8 protein-coding genes and 1 pseudogene are annotated in these 12,640 nt (G+C 69.9%); 2 read left to right on the forward strand and 7 right to left on the reverse strand.

Annotation, left to right across the window (positions count from 1 at the left end):
* Positions 1 to 138: 138 nt before the first annotated feature.
* Positions 139 to 771 carry a TetR/AcrR family transcriptional regulator gene (locus ACWDBB_RS20645; RefSeq protein ID WP_449790991.1) on the forward strand — a complete coding sequence of 211 codons (633 nt, stop codon included), beginning with the start codon at positions 139 to 141 and terminating at the stop codon, positions 769 to 771.
* Between the two features lie 15 nt (positions 772 to 786).
* Here ACWDBB_RS20645 and ACWDBB_RS20650 read toward each other — a convergent pair whose 3' ends face one another.
* Positions 787 to 1,731, reverse strand: a complete 945-nt coding sequence (locus ACWDBB_RS20650; protein WP_449790992.1) for a M23 family metallopeptidase — start codon at positions 1,729 to 1,731, stop codon at positions 787 to 789.
* A 359-nt stretch (positions 1,732 to 2,090) separates the two neighbouring features.
* Here ACWDBB_RS20650 and ACWDBB_RS20655 point away from each other — a divergent pair, with 359 nt between their 5' ends.
* Positions 2,091 to 3,320 (forward strand): threonine aldolase family protein, encoded by a 1,230-nt coding sequence (locus ACWDBB_RS20655; protein WP_449790993.1) that lies wholly within the window; start codon positions 2,091 to 2,093, stop codon positions 3,318 to 3,320.
* A 173-nt stretch (positions 3,321 to 3,493) separates the two neighbouring features.
* Here the strand turns inward: ACWDBB_RS20655 and ACWDBB_RS20660 are convergent, their stop codons facing one another.
* From ACWDBB_RS20660 to lysX, 6 genes and pseudogenes are all read right to left on the reverse strand, one after another.
* On the reverse strand, positions 3,494 to 5,839 hold the full coding sequence (locus ACWDBB_RS20660) for an immune inhibitor A domain-containing protein (protein WP_449790994.1): 2,346 nt from the start codon (positions 5,837 to 5,839) through the stop codon (positions 3,494 to 3,496).
* A gap of 345 nt (positions 5,840 to 6,184) precedes the next feature.
* On the reverse strand, positions 6,185 to 8,707 hold the full coding sequence (locus ACWDBB_RS20665) for an ATP-dependent Clp protease ATP-binding subunit (protein WP_402415585.1): 2,523 nt from the start codon (positions 8,705 to 8,707) through the stop codon (positions 6,185 to 6,187).
* Positions 8,708 to 9,357: 650 nt separating this feature from the next.
* Positions 9,358 to 9,711 carry a histone-like nucleoid-structuring protein Lsr2 gene (locus ACWDBB_RS20670; protein WP_363380541.1) on the reverse strand — a complete coding sequence of 118 codons (354 nt, stop codon included), beginning with the start codon at positions 9,709 to 9,711 and terminating at the stop codon, positions 9,358 to 9,360.
* A gap of 91 nt (positions 9,712 to 9,802) precedes the next feature.
* Positions 9,803 to 10,339, reverse strand: a complete 537-nt coding sequence (locus ACWDBB_RS20675; RefSeq protein WP_402415582.1) for an amino-acid N-acetyltransferase — start codon at positions 10,337 to 10,339, stop codon at positions 9,803 to 9,805.
* A gap of 10 nt (positions 10,340 to 10,349) precedes the next feature.
* Complete coding sequence (locus tag ACWDBB_RS20680; RefSeq protein WP_449790995.1) at positions 10,350 to 10,787, reverse strand: BlaI/MecI/CopY family transcriptional regulator; 438 nt, start codon at positions 10,785 to 10,787, stop codon at positions 10,350 to 10,352.
* 242 nt (positions 10,788 to 11,029) lie between these two features.
* Positions 11,030 to 12,550, reverse strand: a pseudogene (lysX, locus tag ACWDBB_RS20685) (bifunctional lysylphosphatidylglycerol synthetase/lysine--tRNA ligase LysX); the annotation flags it as partial.
* Positions 12,551 to 12,640 lie beyond the last annotated feature (90 nt).

The following is a 12,640-nucleotide window of genomic DNA, read 5'->3' on the forward strand; positions in this document are numbered from 1 at the left end:
ACCGTCGGCACGGTAGGTTGTTCACTAGCCGGTCGTCAAGCCAGTTTCCCGACCGGCCTTCTGGGCAGGGAGAATGAGCCCGGGGCGGACACCGCCCCGGGGTCCGCAGTAGTCACCGACGCAGTCATGAGGCAGGCCATGGGCACTCCGCACAGCCCCCGTAGCGACACCCGGGCTCGCATCATCGAGGTGTCCCTGGAGCTCTTCTCCGAGCAGGGCTACGAGCAGACCTCACTGCGCGAGATCGCCGACCGCCTGGGCGTCACCAAGGCCGCGCTCTACTACCACTTCAAGACCAAGGACGACATCGTCCTGGGCATCGTCGAGCGGATGGCCGCGCCGATCGACGACACCATCGAGTGGGGCCGCAAGCAGAGCTGGAGCCCGGAGATGCGCGACGAGCTGATCCGCCGCTTCGCCGACGGGATGGCCGAGCGGGCCCCGCTGCTGCGCTTCTTCCACGAGAACCAGCCCGCGCTGCGCGAGTCCCCGGCCGGGCTGGCCTTCAAGGACCGCATGATCACCATGATGCAGCTGGTGCACGGGCCGGGCGCGGACTTCCACGACCGGCTGCGGGCCGCGATGGCGCTGTTCACCGTCCACTCGTCGCTGTTCCTGGTCAAGCAGGACAACGCGGACTGCGAGCACGCCCCGAACGTGTGGGGCGAGCAGCCGCCCCCGGCCGAGCTGGACGAGGCGATCGGGGCGGCCCGGGACATCGCGCTGGAGATCGGCGCCCGGATCAGCCACCCCGCCCCCAGCGTCGGCTGACGACCGTCGGGCGGCTCAGAAGTCCGTGACGCCGTGCCCCGCGAGGTAGGCGATCGGGTTGACCACCGCGCCGTAGCGGTTGCTGGTGCGGATCTCGAAGTGCAGGTGCGGGCCGGTCGAGTTGCCGGTGTTCCCGGACGACCCGAGCCGCTCGCCCGCCGACACCTGCTGGCCCGCCGAGACGGAGACCGAGGACATGTGGGCGTACTGCGCGAAGTGCCCGTCCGCCAGCCGCAGCACGACCTCCTTGCCGTACGCGCCGTCCCAGCCGGCCGACACCACCGTCGCGTCGCCGACCGCCAGCAGCGGCGTGCCCGGGGCCACCGCGAAGTCCACCCCGGTGTGGTACCCGGCCGCGTAGTGGCGGTCGGGCTTCCCGTACGGGTTGCTGGTCGGCGCGTTCGGCACCGGCGCCGACCACCCGGGAGCCGGCTCGGGTGCGGGCTCGGGCGCGGGCTCGGGCTCCGGGGCCGGCTCTCCGGCGGGCTCCTCCTCGGGCTCCGGCGGCGGCGGTACGAGCGGCAGCAGGTTGGCCGCCACCCCCACGGACTGCTGCGCCGAGGCCCCGTCGTCGGGCAGCTTGTACGGGCTGGGGCCGGCCACCTGGACCAGCCCGGCGTTGGGCACCTCCGCCCGCGGCACGGTGAAGGCCGAGCTGCCCGGCGTGGTGGGTCGTACGGTCTGCGCCGAGGCCGTGCCCGGGGTGGCCACCAGCAGCACGCCGGCGAGCAGCACGGCGGCGGCCCCGGCCGAGATCAGCGCGTGGTCGTGCTCGGCGCGCTGGCTGCTGCCGGGCAGCGTGGTGTGCCGGGGCGAACCGAGCGTGCGCAGCGGCGCGGCCTGGGTGCGGACGGCGTGGCCGATCCGGGGCCGCCAGACGGCGGCCTGGGCCGCGGCCTGGGCCACCGCTCGGGCGGCGAGCCGGCGGAGGGCCGGCCCGACGGGCGGGATGGTGGACATCGCTTGCCGTACCTCACGGATCGTACGAGGGCAGCACGAAGGGCCCGTTCGGGAGCGTGCTGAGCGGGGGACCACTCAGGTTTAACGGTCACTGAGCGGAGTCCCAAACGCGGTGACGTACTACGGCATGTAGTCAGCGTGGCGTCGGAGATTCCAACCGATGGAGTAGTGATCATGCGATCCGATCGTCCATGACGGCTTCGCAGTGGTCCGCCGATCCCTCCGGCTCCACTACTACCACCGGTCGTACCGCGCCGGAGGCCTGTGACCAGCACCACGCGCGGCCGGGGTTTGGCGGACTCGGACCGCTTTCCGCCCGCACCGCTGACCGGTGCGGCCCGCTGCGGGACCATCGAGCCATGTATGGCAACAGGAGCGAAGATCCCGACGCCAGTGACCGCCCGAGCCTGCCGGACCGCCGCTTCGCCGCCCTGCGCGGCTGCGAGCGGCTGCTGTCCGGGGCCCGGCCGCAGAGCATCCGCGAACGCCTCGCCGACCTGGCGGGCCGGCCCCCGGGCGAGCCCGGGGGCACCTCCGAGCCGCACGCCGCTCCCGAGCCCCACACCGCCCCCGACCTGGACGGCCGCCCCGACCAGTACGGCGACGGCGTGGTTCGCACCCTGGAGCAGCGGGTCGCCGAGCTGCTCGGCACCGAGGACGCGGCCTTCTTCCCGACCGGCACGATGGCCCAGCAGACCGCGCTGCGGATCCACGCCGAGGCCGCCGGGCTGCGCGCCGTGGTCACCCATCCGCTGGCCCACACCGACCGGCACGAGCGGCACGCGCTCGGTGTCCTGTCCGGCCTGCGCAGCCTCTGGCCGACCACCGCGCCGCGCCAGCCCACCGCCGAGGAACTGCGCGCCCTGGACGAGCCGTACGCCGCGCTGAGCCTGGAGCTGCCGCTGCGCGACGCCGGGTTCGTGCTGCCCGGCTGGGCGGAGCTGGTGGAGCTGGCCGCGGTGGTGCGGGAGGAGCACGGTGCGGCGCTGCACCTGGACGGCGCCCGGATCTGGGAGTCCGCGGTCGCCCTCGGCCGGCCGCTGCCGGAGGTCGCCGCCCTGGCCGACTCGGTCTACGTCTCCTTCTACAAGGCGCTCGGCGGCATCAGCGGCGCCGCGCTGGCCGGCCCGCGCGGCTTCGTCCGCACCGCCCGGGCCTGGCGGCACCGCTACGGCGGGCAGCTCTACCAGCAGTGGCCGTTCGCGCTGGCCGCCCTGGCCGGGCTGGAGCGCGAACTGCCGCGGCTGGCCGGGTACGTGGCGCACGCCCGGACGGTCGCCGGGGCGCTGGCCCGGGCGGTCGCCGCCGTCCCCGGTGCCCGGGTGCAGCCGGCCCCGCCGCACACCCACCAGTTCCAGCTCTGGCTGCCGTACCCGGCCGCGGAGTTGGAGGAGGCCGGGCTGGGGCTGGCCGAGGACACCGGGATCGGGCTGTTCGGCGCCTGGCGCGAGTGCGGGTCGCCCGGGTTCTCGATGACCGAGGTCACGGTCGCCGCGCCGGCCCTCGACTGGACCGGCGCGGACGTCGCGGTGGCGGTCGCCGCCTTCCTGGACCGGCTGTCGGCCGGCCCCGGAGCCGGGCGGTCCTGAACCCCGGCCCGACTCCGACCGGATCCGACAAAGCGTCCGGCCCGCCCCCGACCGGCCCGACCCCGACCGGATCCGACAAAGCGTCCGGCCCGCCCCCGCGCGCTGCGGGGACGGGCCGGACGTGGAGTTGTCAGAGCTGCCTGGTCACAGGCCGATCGCTACCGGGGTGGCGATCAGTTGTCGACCGGGCGGACCCGGATCCAGGTCTCCAGGTAGTTCGAGGACTCGTTCTCGACCTCGATGCTGGTCCCGGTCTTCGGGACGTCGACACCGCTGTACGGGTTGTCCTTGTTCCACCAGGACTTCAGGTCGTTGAACTCGTCGACGCCCTTGGCCTTCGGGATGACGGTCTCGACGCCGGCCTTGTGCAGGGTCAGCCCCGAGGTGCGGCGGGAGCCGAAGGTGGAGTCGTAGCCCTGCATGCGCGGACGCATCAGGCTGCCGTCGGTCCACTTCAGCGGAGCCGGGTGCGAGTCGACCGGCAGGACCAGGCCGTGGCCCGGGTGGGCGCTGACGTTGTTGTCGGTCTGCGACTGGTCCCAGTACCAGATCAGCAGGCCGGGCTGGTACGAGTAGTGCTCGACCCAGTTCGGCTTGTCGGCGAAGCCGAAGTTGTACGGGCCGGTCTTCAGCGTCTGGTCGAAGGACACGTACTGCCGGTTCTCCGCGATGTAGTACTGCGCGTAGTCCTTGGTGTACGAGCCGCCGAAGCGGGTGAAGCCCTCGGCCGCCCAGCTGTTGTCGGCCTTCTCGACGTCGTCGCTGAACACGGTGGCGCCGTCGGCGACGACCGCGATGTTGTCCAGCGTCAGGCCGCGGTAGTGCAGGCCGCCGTCGGTGGTGTTGTGGTAGCGGAACTTGATCTTCTGGCCGGCGTAGGCGTCCAGGTTGAACGACAGGTCACCCCAGGCGGCCACCTGGCCGCTGATGGCCGGACGGCCGTTCTCGCGCGGCAGTGCGGTGCCGTTCCAGGTGCCGTCGATGACGGTCCAGGTCTTGCCGCCGTCGGTGGAGACCTCGCCGAACGCGTAGTCGAAGTCCTGCTCCAGCTCGTACCAGGCCTTGGCGTTGATGCCGGCCTTGGCCTTGCCGGTCAGGTCGATGTCGCGGGTCAGCGTGACGTTCAGGTTGTCGGCGCTGCCGCTCCACCACTCACCGGTGCCGCCGAACGGCTTGTTGATGTCGGTGGTGATGCTCTTCTTCGGCAGGTCGACGATCAGGCCCTGCGGCAGCTTGCTGTTGTACTCCGCCGGGCCGATGTGGTGGGTCGACTCGGTGCCGGCCTTGGCGCGGTCGACGTTCAGCCAGCCGAGCTGGTACTTGCTCCAGCCGTCGAGGTCGTTCGGCATGTCGCCGATGCTGTTCTTGCCCTCGCCGAGCCAGGAACCGGAGGACATCAGCGACCAGAAGCCGACCGAGTTGTCGATGCCCTTGCCGGCGGTGTCGTAGAGGTCCGGCAGACCGAGGTCGTGGCCGTACTCGTGGGCGAAGACGCCGAGGCCGCCGTTCTCCGGCTGCATCGTGTAGTCGCCGATCCACAGGCCGCTGTTGCCGACCTGGACGCCGCCGAGCTTGTTGCCCTCGGGGCCGGCCGTGCCCTGCAGGTTGCCGTAGACGTACGAGCGGTGCGCCCACAGGGCCTTGGTGCCCTGCTTGCCGCCACCGGCCGACTTGTCCTCGCCGGCGTGCACGATCTGGAAGTGGTCGATGTACCCGTCGGGCTGGTTGAAGTTCCCGTCGTGGTGCGAACCGTAGCGGTCCCACTGGTCGTACTGGGCCAGGGTCGCCTTGATCTGCGCCTCGGTCTGACCCTTGGCCAGCTGGTCCTTGTACCAGATGTCCACGGCGTCGCGGATCAGGTCCTGCGCGCTGGCGCAGACGTTGGAGCCGCAGTAGTCGGACCCGTAGCGGGCCTCGTTCCACGGCACCCGGACCCAGTCCGAGACCACGCCGTCGACCGAGTAGCGGCCCGAGGACTGCTTCTCGTAGTAGGTCTTCAGCGAGGGCTTGTCCTTGGCGAAGTACAGGTCCTGGAAGTGCTGCTGGTTGTAGTCGGCCTGCCAGGCGGTCGAGTTGTTGGTCGCCGGGTCCGGCGCCTCGATCTCGTTGTGCTTCGGGCCGGGCTCGCCGCCGTACTTGACCTTGCCGTCGGCGGTCTTGGTGGTGTTGTCCACCTGGTCACCGAAGTCGACGAGGATGGTGAAGATCTTGTCCGTGCGCTCGCGGGCGAGCTCGACGTACTTGTCCTTGCCGAGCTTCACACTGGTGCTGCCGTTGTGCTGCTCGATCTGCGCGGTGCCGTTGAGCAGCTTCTCGGTGGCGGCCTTCTGCTCCGCCTCCACCTTCGCGGTCAGCGGGCCCGGAATGTTGTGCTCGGTGTTCTGAACGGCGTCGGCCGGGTCCTTCGGGACCGGGGCCGAGCCGGCGGCGACGGCGGTGCCCGGGAACAGGCCCGCACCGAGCGCGACTATGACCGCCGCGGCCGTCGAGGCCGCAGCGGTTTTCCTGGTGTTCTTCAACGTTGTGACGTCCTCCCCGACCGGGGCCAAGCGCATGGCCAAAGCCCGGCAAACCAAAATGAAAGACAGGTGGACGTCATTTGATACAAGCGTGCACAGAAAAGATAGACCTTGACCATGACATGGCCACGGCGCTATGCTCCGCGACTTCCCATCACCTGACCGTCTGTCAACCGTATGTTGGTTAAAGCTTGCTGAGAAACCGGGCGCACCCGCACCAGCCAGCGTGGGAGCCAGCCATCCCGGCCCGCACCGGCTCCGGCCCTGGTGGGAGGCGCACGCATCGAGCCCCCGGCGTGAACGCCGGGGGCTCGGTGGCTGTGAAGTTGTCTGTTAAAAGTTGGGTTACTTCGTCAGGTCCGGACCGGACGAGGCGACCGCGGCCGGGGTGTCCGCGACGGCCGACTTCTCCTCACCGCGGAAGGTGAACTTGGCGTCCTTGCCCTCGCCCTCGACGTCGACGACGACGATGTGGCCGGCCCGCAGCTCGCCGAAGAGGATCTTCTCGGAGAGGTGGTCCTCGATCTCGCGCTGGATGGTGCGGCGCAGCGGACGGGCACCCAGGATCGGGTCGTAGCCGCGCTTGGCCAGCAGCTTCTTGGCCTCGACGCTGAGCTCCAGGCCCATGTCCTTGTCCTTGAGCCGCTCGTCCACCTTGGCGATCATGAGGTCGACGATCTGGATGATGTCGTCCTCGGACAGCTGGTGGAACACCACGATGTCGTCGACACGGTTCAGGAACTCGGGGCGGAAGTGCTGCTTGAGCTCCTCGCCGACCTTCGCCTTCATCCGCTCGTACCCGGTCTGGGTGTCACCCGTGGCCGCGAAGCCAAGGTTGAAGCCCTTCGAGATGTCCCGGGTGCCGAGGTTGGTCGTCATGATGATGACGGTGTTCTTGAAGTCGACCACGCGGCCCTGGGAGTCGGTCAGGCGACCGTCCTCCAGGATCTGCAGCAGCGAGTTGAAGATGTCCGGGTGGGCCTTCTCGACCTCGTCGAAGAGGACGACCGAGAACGGCTTGCGGCGGACCTTCTCGGTCAGCTGGCCGCCCTCCTCGTAGCCCACGTAGCCGGGCGGGGAGCCGAACAGCCGGGAGACGGTGTGCTTCTCGGAGAACTCGGACATGTCGAGCGCGATCAGCGCGTCCTCGTCGCCGAACAGGAACTCCGCCAGCGTCTTGGACAGCTCGGTCTTACCGACACCGGACGGGCCGGCGAAGATGAACGAACCGCCGGGGCGCTTCGGGTCCTTGAGGCCCGCACGGGTGCGCCGGATGGCCTGGGAGAGCGCCTTGATGGCGTCCTTCTGGCCGATGACGCGCTTGTGCAGCTCGTCCTCCATGCGCAGCAGGCGGGACGTCTCCTCCTCGGTCAGCTTGAAGACCGGGATGCCGGTGGCGGTGGCCAGGACCTCGGCGATGAGCTCCTCGTTGACCTCCGCGACGACGTCCATGTCGCCGGCCTTCCACTCCTTCTCGCGCTTGGCCTTGGCCTGCAGGAGCTGCTTCTCGTCGTCGCGCAGGGACGCGGCCTTCTCGAAGTCCTGCGCGTCGATCGCGCTCTCCTTCTCGCGGCGCACGTCGGCGATCTTCTCGTCGAACTCGCGAAGGTCCGGCGGCGCGGTCATCCGGCGGATGCGCATCCGGGAGCCGGCCTCGTCGATCAGGTCGATCGCCTTGTCCGGCAGGAAGCGGTCCGAGATGTACCGGTCGGCCAGGGTGGCGGCGGCGACCAGGGCGGAGTCCGTGATGGAGACCCGGTGGTGGGCCTCGTAGCGGTCGCGCAGACCCTTGAGGATCTCGATGGTGTGCGGCAGCGAGGGCTCGGCGACCTGGATCGGCTGGAAGCGGCGCTCCAGCGCGGCGTCCTTCTCCAGGTGCTTGCGGTACTCGTCCAGGGTGGTGGCACCGATGGTCTGCAGCTCGCCGCGGGCCAGCATCGGCTTGAGGATGCTGGCGGCGTCGATCGCGCCCTCGGCGGCGCCCGCGCCGACCAGGGTGTGCAGCTCGTCGATGAACAGGATGATGTCGCCGCGGGTGCGGATCTCCTTGAGCACCTTCTTCAGGCGCTCCTCGAAGTCACCGCGGTAGCGCGAGCCGGCCACCAGGGCGCCCAGGTCCAGCGTGTAGAGCTGCTTGTCCTTGAGCGTCTCCGGGACCTCGCCCTTGACGATCGCCTGGGCCAGGCCCTCGACCACGGCCGTCTTGCCGACGCCGGGCTCACCGATCAGCACCGGGTTGTTCTTGGTGCGGCGGGACAGCACCTGCATGACCCGCTCGATCTCCTTCTCGCGCCCGATGACCGGGTCGAGCTTGGCCTCGCGGGCGGCCTGGGTGAGGTTGCGGCCGAACTGGTCCAGGACCAGCGAGGTGGACGGGGTGCCCTCGGCGGGCCCGCCGGCCGTGGCCGACTCCTTGCCGCCGCCACCGGTCTGGTAGCCGGAGAGCAGCTGGATGACCTGCTGGCGCACCCGGTTGAGGTCGGCGCCCAGCTTCACCAGGACCTGGGCGGCGACGCCCTCGCCCTCGCGGATCAGGCCGAGCAGGATGTGCTCGGTGCCGATGTAGTTGTGGCCGAGCTGAAGCGCCTCGCGGAGCGACAGCTCCAGGACCTTCTTCGCCCGGGGGGTGAAGGGGATGTGGCCGGACGGGGCCTGCTGGCCCTGGCCGATGATCTCCTCGACCTGCTGGCGAACGGCCTCAAGAGAAATCCCGAGGCTCTCCAGGGCCTTGGCGGCGACGCCCTCGCCCTCGTGGATCAGACCCAGGAGGATGTGCTCGGTGCCGATGTAGTTGTGGTTGAGCATCCGGGCTTCTTCCTGAGCCAGGACGACAACCCGCCGCGCGCGGTCGGTGAACCTCTCGAACATCGTTTATCGCTCCTCAGAGCGGTCGGGCAGTTCGGGGTCCGTCCCCGCCCTGTCCTTCCGCATGCTAGTCCCGCTCAGCGGCGCGGCCCACGGATTCACTCCCCGGTAGAGGAGCGAGATGCTGCGCGACCAGCCGACACCAATCTCAACCTGATGCTGGGAAACGGTGTTCCCGCAGACGGGCCGGATGCACCGGATTCCGCTACGCCATCGGCGAACACGTGCCGCCGGGGCGCGGCCGGAACGGCTCCGGCCGGTCGCACTTACTGCCCCTGGACGGGCCGAAGAACCCGTCCACCTGCATTCATACCCGGTATCGGGGCGCTTCTCGCGCAGTTTCCGCGGTGGCGGTGTTCGCCTGGCGAGAAGTCGGGCCGTGGAGACGGCGGTTCGACGGCGGCCGGGGCCCGGGTGCACCGCCCGGAGGTGTCCGCGTTGCCGCTTCGCCCCTACAGCGTCGCACAGGCCGTCGTTGTTCCGCCGCCCGAGCCGGCGCCCCGCGCGGCCCTCGGTACCGGTGGTGGCGCGGCCCCGGTGGGCACGCGCCGCGGGGCGCGGAGGAGACCCTCCGCGCCCCGTGCGTGTGATGGCGGTGCCGTCTCCGGCCGCCGGGGCCCCGCGCCCGCTCCGGCGGGCCTGCGGCGCCGGGATCAGGACGCGTTGGCCTTCTCGTAGGCCTCGCGGACGTTGCTCGGAACGCGGCCGCGGTCGTTGACCTCCAGGCCCTGCTCCTTGGCCCACGCGCGGATCTTGGCGGTGTCGGGCGCACCGCCGCCGGACGGACGCGCGGCACCGCCGCGGCCCGGGCGGCGGGCACCGGCGAGCCGGCCGCTCTGCTTGCGGCCCTTCTCGACGTACGGCGCCAGCAGACCGCGGAGCTTGTCCGCGTTCGCGCTCTTCAGGTCGATCTCGTAGGCAACGCCGTCGAGCGCGAACGTCACCGTCTCGTCCGCCGAACCGCCGTCGAGATCGTCTTCAAGAATGACCTGCACCCTCTGTGCCACGGGCTTCCCTTTCCGCTAAACGACCCATTGCCTAAGGAAAGGAAAGCGCCTTTCTCCGGAAAACACAAACCCTTGACCCGGGTGGAGCGGCTCAGAGGTGCAGCAGCATGCGCGAGTTGCCCAGTGTGTTGGGCTTCACCCGCTCCAGGTCGAGGAACTCGGCGACGCCTTCATCGTACGAGCGGAGGAGTTCTTCATAGACATCCGTAGCGATCGCCGCCGGGTCTGTCGTACCATCATCGGTTTCCTGGACCTCGCCGATCTCGACGAAACCGTGTTTCGCGAAGAACGCGACCTCGAACGTCAAGCAGAAAATCCGACGGACGCCCAGCCAGCGTGCCGTCTGCACCAGCTTCTCCAGCAGCAGGTGCCCGATCCCGTGGCCCCGGACGACCGGATCCACGGCGAGCGTGCGGACCTCGGCGAGGTCCTCCCACATCACGTGCAGTGCACCGCAGGCCACCACCGCGCCGTTGTCGTCGCGTTCCGCGACCCAGAACTCCTGGACGGATTCGAACAGTGTGACTGTGGGCTTGTCCAGCAGAATGCCGTCGCGAGAGTAGGCGTCGATGAGCCCGCGCACTGCCCGCACGTCCGTGGTCCGCGCCCGGCGGATGGTGACCTCCATGGTCGGGACGTTATCGCGCCGCTCCCGGTTCCGTCCCACCGGTATCCGGTCCGTCGTCCGCGGAATCCGCGCCGGGCGGATCGGACGGGAACAGTGCGGCCACCCGCAAGGCGTCCCGGAGCGCTTCGCGTTGCTCGGGGGACATCAGGCCGAAGAAGTGCACCAGGGCCGCCGCCGGATTGTCACTGGTGGCCCAGGCGTCGTTCATCAGGGCCGCCGTGTACGCCTCACGCGAGGAGACCGGTTCATATCGATAGGCCCGGCCGACCCGCTCGCGGCGCAGCCAGCCCTTTCTGTGGAGCTTGTCCAGGACGGTCATCACCGTGGTGTACGCGATTTCGCGTTCCGACCGCAGATCCAGGAGAACCTCGCGAACCGTGACCGGTCGGTTCCACTGCCACACCCGGGTCATGATGGCGTTCTCAAGTTCGCCGAGTTGCCGGACCATAGTGCGGCCAGGATAGGGAGTGAATGGGGCAAATCTTGTGAAGTGCGCCAAACCGGCGCGCCGCCACCCCCGGGAATCGGGAATGGCGGCGCGCCGGTCGTTCGGGCGGCTGACGGCGTCAGTCGAGGTCTTCCTTGGCCCGCTGGGCCCCGCCCTGGCTGCGGATGATGGCCCGCACCAGGAATCCGAAGCCGATCGCCATGACCAGCGGCGGCACGATCGCGCTGACGTAGTCCATCAGGTCACTCCTCCTCGGTCTTCTCCGCCGTCGGGGCGGAAGCCTTCGGCTCCGGCTTCACCAGCGGGAAGAGCACCGTCTCCCGGATGTTCTTGCCGGTCAGCAGCATGATCAGGCGGTCCACGCCGAGGCCGAGGCCACCGGTCGGGGGCATCGCGTACTCCAGGGCGCGCAGGAAGTCCTCGTCCACCTGCATGGCCTCGACGTCGCCGCCGGCCGCCAGCAGCGACTGGGCGGTGAGGCGGGCGCGCTGCTCGACCGGGTCGACCAGCTCGGAGTAGGCGGTGCCGATCTCGGTCCCGAAGATCACCAGGTCCCACTTCTCGGCAACGCCGGGCTGCGAGCGGTGCTGGCGGGTCAGCGGGGAGACCTCGGTCGGGTAGTCCTTGATGAAGGTCGGCCGGACGGCGTTCTCCTCCAGCAGGCGCTCGACCATCTCCAGGACGATCTGACCGTGGCCCCAGTCCTTCTCGAACGGGATGCCGTGCTCGGTGGCCAGCTTGCGCAGCTCCTCGACACTGGTCTCCGGGGTGACCTCGGCGCCCAGGCGGGCGGAGATGCCCGGGTAGACGCGGACCTCCTCCCACGGCTCGGCCAGGTCGATCTCGTGCTCGACGCCGTGCGCGTCCACGCCCCTGATCACCGTGGTGCCCAGCGCGTCCCGGGCCGCGTTGACGATCGTCTCGCGGATCAGCTCGGCCTGGGTGTCGTAGTCGCCGTACGCCTCGTACGACTCCAGCGAGGTGAACTCCGGATTGTGGGTGGAGTCCGCGCCCTCGTTGCGGAAGTTGCGGTTGATCTCGAAGACCTTCTCGGCGCCGCCGACCACCAGCCGCTTGAGGTACAGCTCGGGGGCGATGCGCATGTAGAGGTCGATGTCGTACGCGTTGATGTGCGTCTTGAACGGACGCGCGTTGGCGCCGCCGTGCACCGGCTGGAGCATCGGGGTCTCGACCTCGATGTAGCCGCGGTCCTCATAGGTGCGGCGGATCGAGCGGACGACCTTGCTGCGCAGGTGCAGGATCTCCCGGGCCTCGGGGTTGACGATCAGGTCCACGTAGCGCTGGCGGACCCGGGCCTCCGGGTCGGTCAGGCCCTTGTGCTTGTCCGGCAGCGGGCGCAGGCACTTGGCGGTGAGCTCCCAGCGGTCCACCATCACGGACAGCTCGCCGCGCTTGGAGGTGATCACCTCGCCCTCGACGCCGACCTGGTCGCCGAGGTCGATGTCGGCCTTCCAGGCCGCCAGCCGCTCCGCGCCCAGCTTGTCCAGGGAGAACATCACCTGGAGGTCGCCGGTTCCGTCGCGCAGGGTGGCGAAGCAGAGCTTGCCGCCGGTGCGCGAGAGGATCACGCGGCCGGTGACGCCGGCCCGCTCGCCGGTGGCGGTGTCCGGCTCCAGGTCGGGGTGCTTGGTGCGCAGGTCCGCGATGGTGGTGGTGCGGGGGAATCCGACCGGGTACGGGTCGACACCGGCCGCCCGGAGCCGGTCCAGCTTCTCGCGCCGGACGCGCATCTGCTCGGGAAGGTCGTCGGTCGCGGGAACAAGGCTCTGATCGCTCACCCCACAAGGGTAGCCAGCCACACGTGGTGCTCCGCGCCGGGATTGCCGTGAGGG

The organism is Kitasatospora sp. NPDC001095 (assembly GCF_053598615.1).